The organism is Kluyvera sp. 142486 (genome assembly GCF_046569695.1).
Classification (GTDB): domain Bacteria; phylum Pseudomonadota; class Gammaproteobacteria; order Enterobacterales; family Enterobacteriaceae; genus Kluyvera.
In genome coordinates, this window is record NZ_JBKHUI010000002.1 from 19218 (window position 1) to 38042 (window position 18825).

Genomic DNA, 18825 nt, shown 5'->3' on the forward strand with positions numbered 1-18825 from the left:
AACCTCGTTGATAAAATAAAAAATCAAAAAATGCGGCTTTAGTCAGATTTATCCACCACAAAAATATAGTTCCGCGCGGCAATTACCCCTATTATTCCTCTGAAACATTCATACAAACAATGAAACAATTGTCTGAATTAAGGAACCGAATGAATACCCAAACACGGACACGGAATGAAGTGGGTGAAAGCCGCCTGATGACGGGCTTTCTTAACGCGATTGAAAAAGCCGGTAACCGGTTACCCGAACCGGCGCTGATTTTCTTCTACTTTTTACTGGTGGTGATGGGCCTGTCGGCAGTGCTGTCGATGGTGACCTTTGATGTGATAAACCCGATGACCCAGGAAGCGGTGAAGGTGAATAACCTGCTCTCTCCTGAAGCGCTGACCAATACGCTGGCTAATATGGTCACCACCTTCACCGGCTTTGCACCGCTGGGGATCGTGCTGGTGGCAATGCTGGGCGTAGGCGTGGCGGAAAGCTCCGGCTTTATTAACGTCGCGCTGAAAAAGATGCTGCGCGTCACGCCAAAGCGCCTGCTGACGCCAATGCTGATTTTTGTGGCGATGTTCAGCCACGTGGCGGCAGATGCGGGCTACGTGCTGGTTATTCCGCTGGGCGCGATTATCTTTATGTCTGCCGGTCGTCACCCGCTGGTGGGGATTGCCGCCGCATTCTCCGGCGTATCCGGTGGCTTTGCTGCCAACATGGTACCCACCGGTAACGATGCGCTGCTGCAAGGCTTTACCCAGGCTGCCGCCCAACTGCTGGACAGCACCTACACCGTAAACACGCTGTGTAACCTGTTCTTCGGCATCGCCTCCTCCATCATCATTACGCTGGTTGGCTGGTGGGTCACCGAGCGTATCGTCGAGCCACGCGTCAGCAAAATGGCTATCGACGGCGACTTCAAACACGATGAAGATATGTCCAGCGTCACCCCGCAGGAGAGCCGCGCCTTTAGCCGAGCTTCCCTGGTGATGCTGCTGGGTCTGGCGGCGCTGGCCGCGGCAGCCTGGCCGGAAGGGTCGATGCTGCGTGGCACCGACGGTTCACTGACTTCCTATAGCGCGCCGATCATGAAGTCTATCGTGCCGCTGATTTTCCTGATCTTTATTCTGCCGGGTATCGTCTACGGCTTTGTCTCCGGGACCTTTAAATCTGGCAAAGACGTGATTGGCGCAATGAACGATTCCATGAGCAAAATGGGTTCGTACATGGTGATGGCCTTCTTCTGCGCCATGTTTATCAAAGCGTTCAGCGACTCTAATATCGGTACGCTGGTGGCACTGATGGGCGCCGACGGTCTGAAAGCGCTTGCGCTGCCGGGTCAGGCAACGATTATCGGTATGATTGTACTGACGGCGGTGGTGAACCTGCTGATTGGATCGGCATCGGCTAAATGGGCGCTGCTGTCGCCAATTATGGTGCCAATGCTGATGGCGGTAGGGATTTCTCCGGAACTGACTCAGGCGGCGTTCCGTATCGGCGACTCCTGCACCAACATCATCACCCCGCTGATGGTCTTCTTCCCGCTGATCGTTATCTACTGCCAGCGCTACGTGAAAGGCGCGGGTGTGGGTACGCTGGTCTCGATGATGATGCCGTACTCCATCGCCTTCTTCGTGGCGTGGAGCATTCTGCTGCTGGTGTGGTGGGGTGTGGGAATGCCGCTGGGTATCGCGGCGCCGTATACCTGGAGCCCGAGTTAAGCATCAGGTTCAACGTTGCCCCCTCACCCTAACCCTCTCCCCAATGGGGAGAGGGAACCGATCGTAGCCCGGACGAGGCGCAGCCGACTCCGGGGAACCCCGGCACAAACTACACGGCTAAATGGGCAAAATTGCCTAATACGTTGTGCAAAATCCCCACCCCTTTCTGCACCTGCTCGGCGCTGATGGTACATGGCGGCACCACGTGAATCCGGTTTTCCACCACAAAGCTCAACAGCCCCGCTTCGGTTAACGCGCCTTTAATTTCCGCCATATCCCCGGCAGCCAGCGGCGTTTTCTTCACCCGGTCGCTCACCAGTTCCAGCGCCTGGAATACGCCACGCCCGCGCACTTCACCTATCAGCGGTGACGCTGCGGCCAGCGCCTCCAGCCCCTGACGCAGCACGCCGTTGCCGATACGCGCCGCATTCTCCACGATCCCTTCGTCCTTCATCGCATCAAGGGTGGCAATAATCGCCGCCATCGCCAGCGGATGCCCGGAATAGGTCAGCCCACCGGCAAAGAAGTGATCGTCAAAATAGTGGGCGATCTTGTCGCTAATGATCACCCCACCGGCCGGAACGTACCCGGCGTTCACCCCTTTAGCGAAGGTGACAAGATCCGGCACGATCCCATCCTGCTCGAAGGCAAACCAGCTGCCGGTGCGTCCAAACCCGGCCATCACTTCATCGAGGATCAGGATAATCCCGAACTCATCCGCCAGCGCCCGCACGCCCTTCATATAGCCTTCCGGCGGCACCAGAATCCCCGCCGTGCCCGGAATGGATTCCAGTAAAATGGCGGCAATGGAAGATGGGCCTTCGCACTCGATCATCCGCCGCAGGTGCGCCAGCGCGCGGCTGCACTCCTCCTGCTCGGAGATGGCGTTAAATTCCGTGCGGTAGAGGTACGGGTTAAAGAAGTGGACGTGACCGCGCGAATATTCGTTTGGCACGCGACGCCAGTCGCCGGTGGCGGCAATCGCGCTGCCGGTGTTGCCGTGATAGGAGCGGTAGGCCGACAGCACCTTATCTCGCCCGGTGTAAAGACGCGCCATACGGATGGCGTTCTCATTGGCATCAGCCCCGGCGTTAGTAAAGAACACCTTGCTAAAGCCCTCCGGCGCCAGCCCAATAATGCGTTTTGCCGCTTCGCCGCGCGCCAGGTTGGCGGTGGCCGGGGCAATCGTCACCAGCGATTCGAGCTGATCTTTCATTGCTGCCAGCACGCGAGGGTGCTGGTAGCCGAGGTTAACGTTCACCAGTTGGCTGCTGAAATCCAGATAGGTTTTCCCATCGTAATCCCACAGTTCGCACCCTTTCGCACCGGCAATCACCAGCGGGCTCAGGTTGCCCTGCATCGACCAGGAATGAAAAACATACTCTCTGTCCAGTTGGCGAACCGCTTTGTTGTTCAACTCTGTCATTCGTCGTTCCTCGCATACCGTTGGCTGTGATTCATTATGTCGTCGGCGGAAAAAAAAGTGATAGAGCCAGTGTAGCTGCGGCGCTGTGACAACGGTGTCACATCGTCATGCGCCGACTGGCTCTCGGCAGCCCGCGCGACGGTTTTTATAGTGGCCGGAACAACCTGCACAGGAGAGCACAATGCAAAAGCGTAAAGTGGTGTTTATTACCGGAGCGACCTCCGGTTTTGGGGAAGCGGCGGCGCACGTGTTTGCACGCGCTGGCTGGGCGTTGGTGCTGAGCGGGCGGCGGCTGGCGAGGCTACAGGCGCTACAGGCCGAGCTGGCATCGCGGGTGCCGGTGCATGTGATTGAGCTGGACGTGCGCGACAGCGCCGCAGTCGACGCCGCCGTCGCCGCGCTGCCGCTGGATTTTGCCGATGTCACCGCGCTTATCAACAACGCCGGGCTGGCGCTGGCACCGCAGCCGGCGCAAAAGGTGGATCTGTCCGACTGGCATACCATGATTGATACCAACGTCACCGGGCTGGTGAACGTCACCCACGCCCTGCTGCCAACGCTGATTCGCCACGGTGCGGGGGCGAGCATTATTAATATCGGCTCGATTGCCGGACAATGGCCCTATCCCGGCAGCCACGTTTACGGCGCCAGCAAGGCGTTTGTGAAGCAGTTCAGCTATAACCTGCGCTGTGACCTGTTAGGCACCGGCGTGCGCGTCACCGACCTGGCGCCGGGGATTGCCGAGACCGAGTTTACGCTGGTGCGCACCAAGGGAGACCAGGCGGCATCCGATGCGCTGTATCGCGGCACCACGCCGCTGTCGGCAATGGATATCGCCGAGCAGATGTTCTATATCGCCACCCTGCCGGATCATATGAATATTAACCGCGTGGAGGTGATGCCGGTGCGTCAGGCGTGGCAGCCATTTGCGATTGATAGAGATTAATGGGGTTTTCTCCATAAGTGGAGATGCATTTGGGTTGAGCACTCTGTTGCGCTCTCTTCCAGCACCAGCCATATAAATTGCGCTGGCGCAGAGAGCGCGCAAGGGGCGGCCAATCGCCGCCGCCCCCTGCACCCCCGGGCTCTGGCGGCAAAATCGCCACTTCGTGGTTCCCTCAGCTTATCCCTTTCGGCTTCGGCGATTTAGACGCCACCAAAAACCGTGCGGTCTTTCAGTTAACAGCAAAAATCAGTCTTTCTGAAACCGATGAGTCCCCGCTGGAAATCGGCGAGACGGAGAATGGAAGACAAGGTCAGGACGCCATGGATGGCGGACTGAGGCGAACCGAGACAGGACGTCGAGTTTCGCCGTGCCGCAGGCTGGAGTTCGTAGGCGAGCGCAGTGCGAAGCACCGATTTCCCTGCGGGGCCGCGGGGATTGTTAAGGGGGATGCGGTTATCCCCCTTAACACGTTCACCGGTGAAGAGCCTTCATATTCCACCGGACGTATAGTGAACGGAACCTATCACTAGACTGGCATATATTCAGTTTTTCCCCTGAAGTTTGTGTAAAAGAGACCGCATCTAGGGGGAAAAGCTGGAGAGCAGCCCGCGCTGCTTGTATTAACGACTGCTTTGCAAAAACTGCCTCACACGCTCCGACTTCGGCGCGGTAAAGAAAATCTCCGGCGGCGCTTTCTCAATCAAAATCCCCTTCTCCAGAAACACCACTTCGTTCGACACCTGGCGGGCAAACTCCATTTCGTGCGTCACCACCACCATGGTATACCCCTCCGCCGCCAGCGATTTCATCACGCTCAGCACTTCGTTCACGCGCTCCGGGTCGAGCGCCGAGGTCGGTTCATCAAACAGCAGCACCTCTGGCGACATCGCCAGCGAACGAGCAATCGCCACCCGCTGCTTTTGCCCACCGGAGAGCGTAATCGGATAGGCATCCGCTTTATGCTCCATCCCCACCTTCTCCAGTTGCTGATGGGCAATCTGCCGCGCGTCGTCGCGCTTCATGCCTTTTACATGCAGCAGCGCTTCCATCACGTTTTGCAACACCGTCAGGTGTGGCCACAGGTTGAAGCTCTGGAACACCATCCCTACCCGCTCGCGAATCTTCGACAGCTCGCGGTGCGACATGCTTTTCCCGGAGCGTTCGTCAACGCCAATGCGCTGCCCGCCGATGCGGATTTCACCGCGGTCGGGCTGCTCCAGCCAGTTCATGCAGCGCAGCAGCGTTGATTTTCCTGAACCGGACGAGCCGAGAATGCTGACCACCGTCCCCTTCTCCACCGTCAGGTTGATATCGCGTAGCACCTCAACGTTATCAAACTGCTTGGAGACATTTTTTACGCTTACCGCCGTGGTATCAGACATGGCTCATTCCTCTTTTGGCGCTATAAACACTCAACCGTTTCACCAGCAGTTCCAGCACGATGCTGATAGCCCAATACAGCGCAATGGCGACAATAAAGGCGTTAAACGGAATAAAATAGGTTGCCTGCACGCTGTTCGCGGCGGCGGTAATTTCCTGCACGGTAATAATGCTGAGAAACGCGGTGTCCTTCAGGCAGATAATCAGCTGATTACCCAGAAGCGGCAGCGCGGAGGAGAAAATATTCGGCAGGACGATGCGGCGGAAAATAGTGTAGCGGGAAAAACCCTGCACCACGGCGGCCTCAATATAGCCGTTGGAGAATACTCGCCGCTGGCTGCGGAGAATTTCAAAGAAATAAGCGCCGTGGTAGATAATTAACGCCACCAGCCCCGCCGTCCACGCGTCCAGGCTAATCCCCAGTTCCGGCAGACCGTAATAGAGCAAATAGGCCAGAATCAAAAACGGAATCGCCCGCATCAGATTCACAAACCCGACAATAACGTTATTCAGCACCCGCTTCTGGTATTCGGTGAAATAGCACAGCAGCGTGCCAATCAATAACCCACAGACGGCGGCAATAATAAACAGTTCAAGCGTCGCCAGCAGCCCGGCAATAAAATTGTCGTGCTCGGCCCAAATAATGGCCCATTGGTTCATATGTCCTCCCGAGGCTTATCGCGCCAGTCGTTTCGCTTTGCGTTCCGCCATGCTCTGAAGCTTGAGCAGCAGGCCAATAATCACCACGTACAGCAGGCCCGCCGCTAGGATGGGTGACAGCGGTTCATAGGTGACGGAGGCGATGCGGTTGGTGACACGGGTGAGATCCACCACGCCTATCACCGCGATCGCCGGGCTGCCCTTAATCAGGAAGGACATTTCGTTCACCAGCGCGGGCAGGCTCTCCAGCCACATTTGCGGCAGCATGATGTAGCGGAAATAGGGCCAGCGGCGCATTCCCACCGACTCCGCCGCTTCGCGCTGTTCACGCGGGAAGGTGCGAAAGGCGTTGCGCCAGATTTCAGCGTTAAACGCCGAGGTATTGAGGGTCAGCGCAACGATAGCCGCCACCGTTTTGTCGAGATTAATGCCCACCGTCGGCAGCGATAAAAAGAGAAACAGCACCAGAGTCACCAGCGGCGTGGCGCGGGCAAGGCTGATATAGATAACCAGAATCTGGTCGATGACCGGGATTTTCATCATACGCACAAAGGCGATAATCAGCCCTATCACCACCCCAAAGGCGATGGCGATGGCCGAAATCCAGAGGGTCGTCCATGCGCCTTCAATCAGTAACTGCCATGCTATTGCGTCCATGGTGCCCTCCTGAGATTAATTGGGTGACGTACCCGGCGTCGCGCTGCTCGGCCGGGCGACACAACTTACTGTCCGGCGAGATTGTGGAACTGCGCGGCGCTGGTGATAGGTTCTGTTGGCAGGTCGTCATAGGTTTCGCCAAACCATTTTTTCTGCAGCTCGGCGAGCTTGCCGGTTTCACGCATGTGATTGATAAATTTGGTCATGTACGCCAGCAGTTCCGGCGAGTTTTTCGGAATTGGCCAGGCCATATAGCCCGGACCGGAGACCGGCAGCCCCTTGGCGAACACTTTCGGCTTGGCTTTTACCAGGTCGTTGACGGAAATCACCACGTTAATCACGTAGTCGAGACGTTTATTGGCTAAATCGGCGTAGGCTTCCGGGTAAGACGGGTATTCCACCACCGGGCCCAGTTTGCCACCGGTTTTCTCAATCATCGCTTTCAGTTCCGGCAGGCGAGCTAATAGCGCGCTGCCCGCCTGGAGGCCGACTTTTTTACCGCTGAGATCGGCAATGGTATTTAACGAATTATCGCCTGCACGCTTCACGAAATAGTGCTGCGCCGAAGCCCACGGCGGGGTGAAATTAAAGACATTGAGGCGTTCGTCGGTCACCACGGCACCGGTTAATGCCATATCGTATTGCCCGGTGGAGACCGCCGCTAATAACCCGGTCCACGGCAGAATACTTTGCGTAACGTTGAATTTGGCGTATTCGCGCAGCGCCGCCAGCATATCTTTGTTAAACCCATCGGCATTGCCGTTATTCATAAAGTTAAACGGCGCGTAATCATCCTCGGTGGCCACTTTTAAGGTCCCGGACTTTTCAATTTCTGGCAAATCAGCGGCGGCGACCTGTAATGAAAAGGTCATCGCCATCACGGCGGCCAGATAATACGAACCCATCGTTTTTTTCATCGTTTGACCCCTACGTAAATATGCCGAACACGTTTATTCCAGACGCCCTGAAAGCGTTGCAAGATGTGTGCCGCCTGGCGCCATTTTTTTTAATCTGGCTGACGACGTTTTTACTGTAGGGAGACTTTTTGCATTCTGAATAGAGCCAGTTTTCGCGCGCGCTTGTGTCAGACAATTTCAGGCTGGTACAGAAATTGCTGCACTCAGGGAAAGCAGATATTGGAAGGAGCAGCGTATGATTCGGCACTTATTGCACGTGGATTTTGACCACCAGCGCGGGTTGCAGGAGCAGGTTCGCGAATCGCTGGTCAACGCCATTCTCGGCGGCATTTTCGCCGTCGACACGCCGCTGCCGTCGTGTCGGCAACTGGCGCAGCAGCTTCAGGTTTCGCGCAACACCACCGCGCTGGTGTTTGAAAGCCTGGTCAACGAAGGCTATCTGGTGAGCCGCCCGCGCAGCGGGTATTACCTTCATCCGGACTACCACGCGCCGCGCCTTTCTGCCGCCGCGCCTGCACCCACCAGCGGCGATTCTGCACCATCGTGGGGCAAACGGCTCAACATTACCCCTAGCCAGCAGGAGTCGATCCTCAAACCCGCCGGCTGGATGAACTACCGCTATCCGTTTATCTACGGCCAGCCCGATACCCGTCAGTTTCCGCTAGCCAGCTGGCGGTCGGCGGCGAACTGGCTGCACGGCGGCATGCGCGACCCGGCGTGGGTCGTCGACCATATCGACCAGGACGTGCCAATGCTGATTGAGCAAATCCGCACCCGCGTGCTGCCCAAGCGCGGCATCGTCGCCGCGCCGGATGAAATTTTGATTACCCTCGGTTCACAGAATGCGCTCTACCTGCTCACCCGCCTGCTGATGTCGCGCCAGACCCGCGTCGGCGTAGAGAACCCCGGATTTCGCGAGGCGATTAATACCTTTTTGCTTGGTGAGAGCAACATCGTGCCGCACCCGGTGGATGAAGAAGGGATCGTGCTCAGCAACGCGCCGTGCGATTACTACTACGTGACGCCCGGCCATCAGGTGCCGACCGGCGTTACCATGAGCAAGGCCAGACGCAGCCAGCTGCTGGCGCACGCCGCGCAGCATGATGCGGTGATTATCGAGGATGATTACGATTCGGAGAGTAACTTCCAGGCCAATCCACTGCCCGCGCTGAAGGCCAGCGACCGCAGCGGACGGGTGATTTACGTCAGCAGCCTGTCGAAGGCGCTATCGCCCGGATTACGGTTAGGATTTATGGTCGCCGACCCGGATCTGATTGATGAAGCCCGCGCGCTGCGCCGGCTGGTTTACCGCCATCCGCCGACCAACATTCAGTACCAGATGGCGCACTTTCTTGCCCAGGGCCATTACGAAACGCACCTGCGGCGCTACCGTGATGATTCCGCCCGGCGCTGGGACCGGCTGCATACCGCCCTGTCTACCCTGTTGCCGGAGTGTCAGCCGCTGCCCGGCAGCGAACACGCCAACGCCTTCTGGCTGCGTACGCCAGCCAGCATCAGCACCCAGCAGCTCACCTGGCGCGCGGCCCATACCGGGGTACTAATCGAACCCGGTGCGCGGCATTTTCTTGATGCCACGCCGCCGGACAATTTCTTCCGTATGGGCTTTCACGCCATTAACCCCGACGCCATTGCGCCGGGGGTGGATGTGCTGCGCAGCCAACTGGCGCAGATGGGTTAGCCCGCCTTGCGGTGCGCCCACTCGCGCAGACGCTGGAACAGAACGTAGAGCGACGGGATAAACAGGATGCCAATCACCGTCGCCACCAGCATACCGCTAAACACCGTGGTGCCGATGATCCGGCGGCTCTGCGCCCCGGCCCCGGTGGAGAACATCATCGGCATGATACCGATAATAAACGACACTGCGGTCATCATCACCGCCCGGAAGCGGCGCGTTGCCCCTTCGCGAGCGGCCTCAACGATAGAGAGCCCCGACTGCCTGCGCTCGCGGGCAAACTCAACGATTAATATCGCGTTTTTTGCCGCCAGCGCGATAAGTAGCACCAGGCCAATCTGCACGTACACGTCGTTAGCGTAACCCGCCGACCACAGCCACAGCAGCGCGCCGCCGATGGCAAACAGCACAGACAGCATCACGCTCGCCGGTAGCGTCCAGCTCTCATACTGGGCGACAAGGAACAGCCACGCCATTGCCACCGCCGCCAGCACAATCCACACCGCCTGGTTGCCGGTCTGCTGCTCCTGCCAGGAGAGCCCGCTCCAGGCGTAGTCGTAGCCTTCCGGCAGATTGGCCTTAAGCAGGTTTTCCATCTCGGTCATCGCCGTACGGCTGCTGACGCCTTCCGCTGCCGAACCGCTGACCGATACCGACGGGAACTGGTTGAACTGCTGGATAAACGGCGCGCCGACGGTTGGCGTTACCGTCACCAGGTTGCTCAGGCGCACTCGCTCGCCCTGGTTGCTGCGCACAAACAGCTCACTGATTTGCTCAGCGCGCTCGCGCCACTGCATCTCGTTTTGCATCACCACGTGGTAGACGCGGTTGTTGATGCTGAAGTCGCCGGCACGCGCGCCGCCAAAGGCCGTTTGCAGGCTGTTAAAGATGCGCGAAACCGGCACGTCCAGCCGCGCGGCCTGATCGCGGTCGACGGTTAAGGTCAACTGCGGAACGTTGCTGCTCCAGGTGGTGAACACGCGGCTCAGCTGCGGGTGCTGGTTGGCCTTCATCAGAATGGTGCGCGTCACCTGCTCCAGCTCGGCAGGCGTTTGCCCGGCCTGCGCCAGAATACGTAGATCGAAACCTGCGGCGCTGCCAAGCCCCGGCAGCGTCGGTGGCGCAAACAGCATAATGTTGGCTTCCGGCATCGCCATCAATTGGCGCTGAAGCTCGCCCATCACCGTTTCCAGCGGCGCACGCTGTGACCAGTCTTTCAGCATCAGCGAGATAAAGCCGCCGTTCGACGCGCTGGTGCCGCTCAGGATGCTAAAGCCGGACACCTGAATCACATCCTCTACCGCCGGATGTGCGCCCAGAAGCTCGCGTGCCTGCGCCATCACCGCTTCGGTTCGCTCCAGCGACGCGGATTCCGGCAGCTGAATATTGGCAAACAGATAGCCCTGATCTTCCTGCGGCAGGAAGCCTTTCGGCATACTGGTGAAGCTAAACGCCACCAGCAGCGCGGCGAGCGTCGTCGCGACCACCGCCACCAGCGGGCGACGGTTCATCCACGCTACCAGCCTGCCGTAGCCGTCGCGGGTGGCGTTCAGCCCGAGATTAAACCCCTGGAAGAAACGGGCAGGCTGCTTGAGACGCGGGCGCAGCAGCAGCACGCACAGCGCCGGGGTCAGCGTCAGCGCCACAATACTGGAGAGCGTGACCGCCGTAGAGAGCGTGACCGCAAACTGGCGATACAGCTCGCCAACAATGCCCGGCAGCATCGCCACCGGCACAAACACCGCCAGCAGCACCAGCGTAGTGGCAATCACCGGCCCGGCAATCTGGCGCAGCGCCAGCCCGGTGGCCTCCAGGCGGTTCATCCCTTCCGCCATATGCCCTTCGACGCTTTCTACCACCACGATGGCGTCATCCACCACCATGGTCAGCGCCAGAATAATCGCGAACAGGCTGAGCGTGTTGGCGCTGTAGCCGAGCAGATAGAGCACGGCAAAGGTACCCACCAGCGACACCGGGATCGCCAGCGCCACAATCAGCGTGGCACGCAGGCTTTGCAGGAACAGGGAGACGACCGCTACTACCGCCAGCAGCGTCAGCGCCAGCGAGGTGCCGATCTCTTTAATCGTCGCCGCCACAAAGCGGGTGGTATCGAACTTCACTTCCCACATCAGATCCGCCGGGAAGCGGCTTTGCAGACGGGTGAGTTCGGCACGCACCACGTTTGCCACCTGTAAGGCGTTGGCGGTTGGCGTGGGATAAATCCCCATATATGCCGACTCCACGCCGTTAAGCTGAGCGCTGGAGCTGTAGCTACGCGCGCCAAGCTCAATGGTCGCCACGTCGGACAGTCGCACCAGTTGGCCCTGCTCGCCGCTGCGCACCACGATGCGGCTAAACTCATCGGCGTCGGTCAGGCGACCCAGGCCGTTAATGGTCAGCGTCTGCTGCTGGCCGTTAAATACCGGCGGCGTACCGATTTGCCCGGATGCCCCCTGCACGTGCTGTTCGTTGAGCGCCTGGGCGATATCGTCACTGGTGATATTCATCGCGTTCATACGGTCCGGCCGCAGCCAGATGCGCATGCTGTAGTCGCGTGCGCCGAACATCTGTACCTGGCCGACGCCCGGCAGACGCGCCAGCGCTTCGCGCACCTGCGTGCTGGCGTAGTTGCTTATCTGTAAGGCAGAGAGCGAGCCTTTCGGCGAGTAGAGGCTAACCCCCATAAGCAGGTTGCTGGCGCGTTTACGCACCTGCACGCCGTTCTGCTGCGCTTCGGTAGGTAGCTGTGCGACCGCCTGAGAGACGCGGTTCTGCACATCAATCGCCGCCATATCCGGATCGGTGCCGGCGGCGAAGGTCAGGTTCAGGCTGTAGCCGCCGTCGTCTGAGCTGGTCGACTCCATATAGAGCATGTGATCAACGCCGTTCAGCTGCGTTTCCAGCGGCGCGGCGATGGCTTCGGCGACATCCTGCGCGCTGGCGCCCGGCCAGCTGGCGCTGACGTTAACCACCGGCGGGGTGATCTGCGGATACTGCTCTACCGGAATGAGCTTCAGCGCGACCGCACCGACAAAGGTCATCAGCAGCGCGATCACCATCGCAAAACGCGGGCGACGAATAAAGAAGGTCAGCATACTCTCTCCTTAATTCAGCAACGTCACGGCGGCACCGTCGCTCAGGCGCTGCGCGCCCTCCACGACCACGCGCTCACCCGCGGTTAGCCCCTGCGCGACCGCAAAGGTTTGTCCCTGCTGGCCGTCAAGCGTTAGACGACGCTGCCCGGCCTTATTCTCTGGCGTCAGCACCCAGCTAAAGTAGCCCTGCGCGTCCTGCTGGACCGCCGCCGCCGGGATCATCACTCGCTCGCTCGCCACCTGCGGACGCAGCGTGACCGACACGTTACCACCCGGCAGCAAACGGTGCTGAGGGTTAGCGAACTCCGCCCGCATCGTCACGCTGGCGGTGCGGGCATCAATCCGATTGTCGACCGAGGTCAGCACGCCATCTTCACGCTGGCCGTCGAGGGTGATTTGCGCCCGCCACGCTGCCTTCAGCGCGCGGATATCCGCATGCTGCCCGGCTTTGGTATAGAACGCCGACTCATCCAACGCGAAGCTCACGCGGATCGGTTCAAGCTGCACCACTTCTGCCAGCACGCCGCTGGCCGGGTTAACCAGCGTCCCGACGTGAAAGGCGCTGTGACCGACGCGTCCGCTGACCGGCGCGATGATGCGGGTGTAATCGAGGGTAATTTGCTGGGCAGAGATGCGAGCCTTCGCCTGTTCAACGGACGCCGCCGCCACGTCACGCTGCATCTGCGCATTGTCGACATCGTTACGGCTGATAGCCTGGCTGGTTTTCAAACTCTGATAGCGCGAAAGCAACTGCTGTGCCTGACGCAGCGAGGCCTGCGCACTTTTTAGTTCCGCCTGCGCCAGCGCTAGCGCCGCCCGGGGCTGGGCATCATCAAGGGTGAACAGCAGGTCACCTTTGTTGACCTCCTGCCCGTCCTGGAAATGGCGCTGCACGATAGTCCCTTCGGTTCGGGCGCGGATCTCGACCGCATGAATGGCCTCAACGCGGCCCGGTACCTGACGCTCGGCAGCGTGCGGCGCCTGTTCAACGGTGATGATGCGCACCGGCACCGAGGCGGAAGCCTGCACGCAGGCGGCCAGGCCACAGGCCAGCAGGGCGAGGCGGAAAGTGTTTTTCATGGAGATAATCCTTGCAGGGCAAGCGCCCCTCTCCAGGCGGAGAGGGGCGTATCAATTACGAGGTCGTTTTACGGAAGCGGCGGGTCAGACGTTTTTCCACTTCAACCACCAGGAACATCGCGACGCCAATCACCAGGGTAATGCCCCAGTAGCGCAGCGGCAGCGCTTCGGTGCCAAACAGCGTCTGCATCAGCGGCAAGTAGATAATCGCCAGCTGGAGCAGAAGCAGCACGCCGGTTACCAGCCAGATGCCTTTGTTCTTCAGCAGGCCGCGGTTCAGGGAGAAGCGGTCGCTGCTGCGGCAGTTGATCATGTAGACCCACTGCGCGGTCACCAGCATCTGCAACAGCACGGTGCGCACGAACTCGGCGCTGTGACCGCGCGGTGCCAGCCACGCCTCAAGGATAAAGGCGGCAATGGCAATCATCGAACCGACAAAGGCAACGCGCCAGACGGCAAAGGCATCCATCACGTGCTGGCCGGTTTTACGCGGCGGGCGGTTCATCACATTACGCTCGGCGGCTTCAAAGGCCAGGCCGAAGGAGAGCGTGGCGGAGGTCGCCATGTTCATCCACAGAATCAACACCGGGGTCAACGGGATGATATTGCCTGCCAGAAGGGCGATGATAATCAGCAGCCCCTGCGCCAGGTTGGTTGGCATGATGAACAGAATCGTCTTCTTCAGGTTGTCGTAAACGCGACGCCCCTCTTTGACCGAACTGGCGATGGTCGCAAAGTTGTCATCGGTCAGGACCATGTCGGCGGCCTCTTTGGTCACCTCGGTGCCTTTGATACCCATCGCGATACCGACGTCTGCCTGACGCAGCGCGGGCGCATCGTTCACCCCGTCGCCGGTCATGCCGACGATTTCGCCGTTCTCCTGCAGCGCTTTCACCAGGCGCAGCTTATGCTCCGGGCTGGTGCGGGCAAAGATGTCATACTCCACCGCCGCTTTTGCCAGCTCGGCGTCGTCCATGTGCTCCAGCTGGTAACCGGTCATGGCTTCGCTGCTGTTGCGGATCCCCAACATCTGACCAATGCTCATGGCGGTCTGCGGGTGATCGCCGGTGATCATCTTCACGCGGATCCCGGCATTCTGGCAGGTGTGGATCGCCTCTACCGCTTCCGGGCGCGGCGGGTCCATCATCCCGGCAATGCCGAGGAACACCAGTCCTTCCTGCAGGTCGCTATGGTCGAGGGTTTTCGCCCCCGACGCGGCTGGCTTGGTCGCCGCGGCCACCATACGCAGGCCCTGACTGGCAAAGCGCGCCATCTCCGCTTCCCAGTAGCTGCGGTCGAACGGGGCGACGCCGCGTGAGGTTTGCTGCTGCTGACAAAGGGCAAAGAGCACGTCCGGCGCACCGGTCACCATCACCACCTCGTCATCAGCAAGCTGGAAGTGGGTGGACATGTATTTGTACTGCGAGTCGAACGGGATCTTGGCAACCAGTTGGGTACGCATCGGCTCAAGGTTGGCCTTCGCCGCCAGCACTTTGAGCGCACCCTCGGTTGGGCCGCCGGTAATGCCCCAGTGGCCCTGCGCATCCTGAATCAACTGGCTGTCGTTGCACAGGTCGATGGTGCGCAGGTATTTCTCCAGCACGGTATACGGCTGTACTTTGACCGGCTCGTTGCTGCCTTCCAGGTAGATGTTGCCGTGCGGCTCGTAGCTGTTGCCGTCGACGCGGTAGCAGCAGTCAGCGGTAATGATCGCTTTAACGGTCATTTCGTTCATGGTCAGGGTGCCGGTTTTGTCCGAGCAGACCACGGTCATCGCTCCCAGAGTTTCAACGGTTGGCAGCTTGCGGATAATCGCCCGCTTGCGCGCCATCGCCTGAACGCCCAGCGACAGAATAATCGATATAATCGCCGGCAGACCTTCCGGTACCGCAGCAACCGCGAGGCTAATCAGCGACAACAGCAGCTCGCCCAGCGGAATGTCGCGCAGCACCATGCTGAAGACAAATAGCGCGCCCATCATCGCCAGGATGATGGCGAAAATCGCTTTGCCGAGCTTGTCCATCTGCACCAGCAGCGGCGTGCGGTGCTTTTCAATACCGGCCATCATCTGGTTGATGTGGCCCAGTTCGGTCTCCTGCCCGGTCGCCACGACTACGCCCACGCCGCCACCAGCGCTGACGGTGGTGCCGGAGAAGACCATATTGGTACGGTCGCCCAGCGGCAGTTCGCCGTGCAGCACGTCGGTGTGCTTGTCGACGACGGTGGATTCGCCGGTGAGGATCGCCTCTTCCACGCGCAGGTTGTGCGCCTCAATCAGGCGCATGTCCGCCGGGATACGGTCGCCCGCACGCAGTACCACGATATCGCCCGGCACCAGGTCGGTGGTCGCCACCGTTTTATGGCTACCGCCGCGAATGGCGCGCGCGTCGCTGGAGAGCATATTGCGGATGCTTTTCAGCGATTTCTCCGCATTGCTTTCCTGGATGTGACCAATCAGGGCGTTAATCACCGTGACGCCAAGAATGACAAAGGTATCGACCCAGTGGCCCATCACGGCGGTCAGCGCCGCCGCGGCCAGCAGGACGTAAATCAGCACATCGTTAAAGTGTGCGAGGAAACGCAGCCACGCTGGCTTGCCTTTTTTCTCTGGCAGCGCGTTCGGGCCGTAGGTGTTCAGACGCGCGGCGGCGTCGTCCATGCTCAGACCGTCAGGCTGGCTGTTCAGCTGCGACAGCACCTGCTCGGTGGTCTGCTGGTAGGCGTGCTCATGCGGGGCGTGACCCGCGTGCGGTACATTCCGGGAGTTCATCATTTTAGACACAATAAGGTTTCCTTTTAAATTCCTGCGAACGGAAAGCCTGAATTCCATTTCTGGCCAAGGCGATATCACTGAATAATATTTACCAGCAAAAAACATTTATTCGATCACAATGTTTTTTGCTTTTTAAATTTCAGAATGACATTAAGTTGATTTACTAATATTAATATTACAGAATGTTCCTAAACCCCATCTAAACGAGGTTATTATGTTTGGAATCTACAGAGGACGCCGCCTGGCGCTATACGTGGCGCTGGCTATCGTGATTGCCACGCTGATTGGATATAGTACTTATACTTTTGTAAAAATATTATCTGTAGCATGACGTTAATTTACGAAAGCTATATTTAATTTAATCCAGATTATTATTTCATTTATCGACGTACGATTATTATCGTAAGTCTGGTTATTTATATTAATTATTCGCTAAGGGATTTGTTTAATTAGAAACATTGCGTTCCATTAAAAATTACCGGACAATAATATCTTTAACCAAAGATTAACATTATATGAAGCATCCGCTCGAATCCCTGATGACCGCCGCCGGCATTTTATTGCTGGCGCTCCTCTCCTGCCTGCTGCTGCCAGCGCCATCGCTGGGGCTGACGCTGGCGCAAAAGCTGGTTGAGACCTTCCATTTTATGGATCTGAGCCAGTTGTACACCGTGCTGTTCTGCGTGTGGTTTCTGGCGCTGGGGACAATTGAGTATCTGGTGATTCGTTTCGTATGGCGGCGCTGGTTTTCGCTGGCGGATTGATCGCCGTGATTCCCCGGCGTCGCTGCGCTCGGCCGGGCTACGGGGTATGAGATGGTTGGGTAGCCCGGGCGAGGCGTTTACGCCGACCCCGGGGCCGAATCAATGCGTCTGCGGACGATGATTCTCTTTGCGGTAGGCACCCGGCGACTGATGGAATGTGCGGGTGAAAATGCGGGTAAAGGTCTGCTGGGAATCAAACCCGTACTTCAGACAGATATCGTAGACCTTTTGATCGGTCGTACAGAGTTCATCCGCCGCCATATTCAGCTTCCGGTGGCGAATGTAGCGCCCCAGACTCTCCCCTTTATGCTGCAGGAAAATGCGCTGTAAATGCCATTTCGAGTACCCTGCCCGACGGGCAATTTCATCAATGCGCAGTGGCTGATGCAGATTATCGTCAATCCATTCGACCAGTGTGTCGACAACCTGAGTGGCTAATTCGGTCATACACCCCTCCCCCTCGTTTAACTTCAGCCGGTGGTTATTCCCACCAGGCCCGGAATGTTTGTGTTGAGTCAGCAAGCCATACCGGCTCGCCCTGCATCGGCGTTAACAGCCGATACGCTTTGTCTTTGCTGGCCTGCACCAGACGTTTATACGGGTCGTCCCAGGTGTGTTTTGCCAGCACGAAGCGCCCGGCATGTCCCGGCAGCACGCGCTGAGCGTTGAGATCCACCGCCGCCTGCGCCGTTTGCTCCGGCATCATGTGGATGTAACGCCAGTCCTGGTCGTACTGACCGTCTTCCAGAATGGCGACATCAACGCGGCCAAACTGCTCGCCAATCGCCTTAAAGTGCGGGCCGTAGCCGGTATCGCCGCTGTAATAAATATTCTGCGTCGGCGTCACGAACATAAAGCTCGCCCACAGCGTCTGGTTGCGCTTCAGGCCGCGGCCGGAGAAGTGGCGCGCGGGCAGCACGTGCACGCTCAGCGCATCGCTGATGGTGACGCTCTGCTGCCAGTCTGCTTCGGTAATCACCTCATCTTTCATCCCCCAGTAACGCAGGTGTGAACCCACGCCCAGCGGCACCAGGGCACGTTTGATCTTCGGCATCAGCCCCTTGATGGTGGCGTAATCCAGGTGATCGTAGTGGTCGTGAGAGATGATCAGCAGGTCTATCTCCGGCATGTTCTCGGCGCGCCATGGGTAGTTACCGGGAAACGCTTTGTTCAGAAAAGAGAACGGCGCGGCATAGCTGCTGAACACCGGGTCAATCAGAATGCGTTTACCCGACAGCTGCAAATACCATGAGGAGTGGCCGAGCCAAATCATGGTGTCCTGCCCCTGCGGCAGGCTGGCGAGATCGGTCGGCACCATCGGCAGCGGCTGCGTCGGGCGAGCATTCTCGCGTTTGGCGGTTAAAAACTCCCACCATGCCATCACCATGTTTTTGTCACCGGTAAAGCCAGGCGTAGGCAGGGTGTTCTGGAACGCGCCGTCACGGTAGTTCGGCGAACGTTCAATCTGACTCTTCTCAACCCCTTGCGGCGCCTGACCAAAACCGGCGTTCAGGACGAAGGGTAAACTTGCAGCACTGGCGATAAGCATGATGGCAACCACACTGATGATAAAAGGTTTCATATCCTGACCCTGGAACGGCTTCGTCCAGGAAGCCACACTAAAAAGGTTGATTATGAGTGAGTAGGCACTCATTATAGAAAGGCGGGGAAAAAATCGTCAAGCAATTTTCAAATTTTGACAATCGACGTTGAAGTCCC

Annotated in this window: 14 protein-coding genes; 4 read left to right on the forward strand and 10 right to left on the reverse strand. The window is 58.5% G+C overall.

Going from position 1 to position 18825, the window contains the following annotated elements; genetic code table 11:
- The first annotated feature begins 149 nt into the window (after positions 1 to 149).
- The gene (locus tag ACLGE8_RS02345; RefSeq protein WP_410996142.1) at positions 150 to 1712 is read left to right on the forward strand and encodes an AbgT family transporter; all 1563 of its coding nucleotides are present in this window, start codon (positions 150 to 152) and stop codon (positions 1710 to 1712) included.
- 109 nt (positions 1713 to 1821) lie between these two features.
- Here the strand turns inward: ACLGE8_RS02345 and ACLGE8_RS02350 are convergent, their stop codons facing one another.
- Complete coding sequence (locus ACLGE8_RS02350) at positions 1822 to 3138, reverse strand: aspartate aminotransferase family protein (RefSeq protein ID WP_410996144.1); 1317 nt, start codon at positions 3136 to 3138, stop codon at positions 1822 to 1824.
- 181 nt (positions 3139 to 3319) lie between these two features.
- Here ACLGE8_RS02350 and ACLGE8_RS02355 point away from each other — a divergent pair, with 181 nt between their 5' ends.
- Positions 3320 to 4084, forward strand: a complete 765-nt coding sequence (locus tag ACLGE8_RS02355; RefSeq protein WP_410996146.1) for an SDR family NAD(P)-dependent oxidoreductase — start codon at positions 3320 to 3322, stop codon at positions 4082 to 4084.
- A gap of 620 nt (positions 4085 to 4704) precedes the next feature.
- Here the strand turns inward: ACLGE8_RS02355 and ACLGE8_RS02360 are convergent.
- The 4 genes from ACLGE8_RS02360 to ACLGE8_RS02375 all read right to left on the reverse strand — a co-directional run bounded on the left by ACLGE8_RS02360 (position 4705) and on the right by ACLGE8_RS02375 (position 7698).
- Positions 4705 to 5466: an amino acid ABC transporter ATP-binding protein gene (locus ACLGE8_RS02360; RefSeq protein WP_410996148.1), complete on the reverse strand. Its 762-nt coding sequence runs from the start codon at positions 5464 to 5466 to the stop codon at positions 4705 to 4707.
- Positions 5459 to 6124, reverse strand: coding sequence for an amino acid ABC transporter permease (locus ACLGE8_RS02365; protein WP_123650079.1), 666 nt, complete (start codon positions 6122 to 6124; stop codon positions 5459 to 5461). The genes ACLGE8_RS02360 and ACLGE8_RS02365 overlap by 8 nt, the downstream gene beginning before the upstream one ends.
- Positions 6125 to 6139: 15 nt before the next feature.
- Complete coding sequence (locus ACLGE8_RS02370) at positions 6140 to 6781, reverse strand: amino acid ABC transporter permease (RefSeq protein WP_185669560.1); 642 nt, start codon at positions 6779 to 6781, stop codon at positions 6140 to 6142.
- Between the two features lie 65 nt (positions 6782 to 6846).
- Entirely contained in the window at positions 6847 to 7698 is an 852-nt protein-coding gene (locus ACLGE8_RS02375) for a transporter substrate-binding domain-containing protein (protein ID WP_410996151.1), read from the reverse strand.
- A gap of 235 nt (positions 7699 to 7933) precedes the next feature.
- Between ACLGE8_RS02375 and ACLGE8_RS02380 the strand changes: the two genes are divergently transcribed.
- Positions 7934 to 9397 carry a PLP-dependent aminotransferase family protein gene (locus tag ACLGE8_RS02380; protein WP_410996153.1) on the forward strand — a complete coding sequence of 488 codons (1464 nt, stop codon included), beginning with the start codon at positions 7934 to 7936 and terminating at the stop codon, positions 9395 to 9397.
- On the opposite strand, the gene ACLGE8_RS02385 is transcribed toward ACLGE8_RS02380, so the two are convergent.
- The 3 genes from ACLGE8_RS02385 to ACLGE8_RS02395 are packed head-to-tail and all read right to left on the reverse strand — an operon-like array spanning position 9394 to position 16342.
- The gene (locus ACLGE8_RS02385) at positions 9394 to 12489 is read right to left on the reverse strand and encodes an efflux RND transporter permease subunit (protein ID WP_410996155.1); all 3096 of its coding nucleotides are present in this window, start codon (positions 12487 to 12489) and stop codon (positions 9394 to 9396) included. The genes ACLGE8_RS02380 and ACLGE8_RS02385 overlap by 4 nt on opposite strands.
- 9 nt (positions 12490 to 12498) lie before the next feature.
- Positions 12499 to 13569, reverse strand: coding sequence for an efflux RND transporter periplasmic adaptor subunit (locus tag ACLGE8_RS02390; protein WP_410996157.1), 1071 nt, complete (start codon positions 13567 to 13569; stop codon positions 12499 to 12501).
- 55 nt (positions 13570 to 13624) lie between these two features.
- Positions 13625 to 16342 carry a cation-transporting P-type ATPase gene (locus tag ACLGE8_RS02395; RefSeq protein WP_410996621.1) on the reverse strand — a complete coding sequence of 906 codons (2718 nt, stop codon included), beginning with the start codon at positions 16340 to 16342 and terminating at the stop codon, positions 13625 to 13627.
- 515 nt (positions 16343 to 16857) lie between these two features.
- Here ACLGE8_RS02395 and ACLGE8_RS02400 point away from each other — a divergent pair.
- Positions 16858 to 17106 carry a DUF1158 domain-containing protein gene (locus ACLGE8_RS02400; RefSeq protein ID WP_185669556.1) on the forward strand — a complete coding sequence of 83 codons (249 nt, stop codon included), beginning with the start codon at positions 16858 to 16860 and terminating at the stop codon, positions 17104 to 17106.
- Between the two features lie 99 nt (positions 17107 to 17205).
- Here ACLGE8_RS02400 and ACLGE8_RS02405 read toward each other — a convergent pair whose 3' ends face one another.
- Positions 17206 to 17553: a RamA family antibiotic efflux transcriptional regulator gene (locus tag ACLGE8_RS02405; protein WP_410996159.1), complete on the reverse strand. Its 348-nt coding sequence runs from the start codon at positions 17551 to 17553 to the stop codon at positions 17206 to 17208.
- 34 nt (positions 17554 to 17587) lie between these two features.
- Complete coding sequence (locus ACLGE8_RS02410; protein WP_410996161.1) at positions 17588 to 18688, reverse strand: MBL fold metallo-hydrolase; 1101 nt, start codon at positions 18686 to 18688, stop codon at positions 17588 to 17590.
- Positions 18689 to 18825: the final 137 nt, after the last annotated feature.